The organism is Cupriavidus sp. 01L46 (assembly GCF_056399905.1).
In genome coordinates this window covers 1-349 of record NZ_JBFTSF010000753.1, presented here as the reverse complement: position 1 = coordinate 349, position 349 = coordinate 1, and the positions used below count along the sequence as shown (strand labels likewise).

Genomic DNA, 349 nt, shown 5'->3' with positions numbered 1-349 from the left:
CCTCAGCGCCGCCCGCGACGTCAACCTGGAAAGCACGCAAGACACCGCCAGCCAAAGCAGCAAGAGCGGCGGCAGCAACGCCAGCATCGGCGTGGGGCTGGCACTTGGCGGACAGCAAAACGGCTTCACGCTCGAACTCGCCGCCAGCCAGAACAAGGCCAAGGGCGACGGCGACTCCGTCACCAACCACAACAGCCATGTCAGCGCCAGCGACCAGCTCACCATCACCAGCGGGCGCGACACCAACCTCAAGGGCGCACAAGTTACCGGCGACACCGTGCGGGCAGACGTGGGGCGCAACCTCAATGTGGAAAGCCGGCAAGACACCGACAACTACCACAGCCGCGAA

The 349-nt window shown here is 65.3% G+C and carries 1 protein-coding gene; it reads left to right on the top strand.

Translation table 11 applies throughout. From position 1 onward, the window contains the following. A partial coding sequence (locus tag AC1DS3_RS39625) for a hemagglutinin repeat-containing protein (RefSeq protein ID WP_477129502.1) occupies window positions 1-349 on the top strand: 349 nt, incomplete at both ends.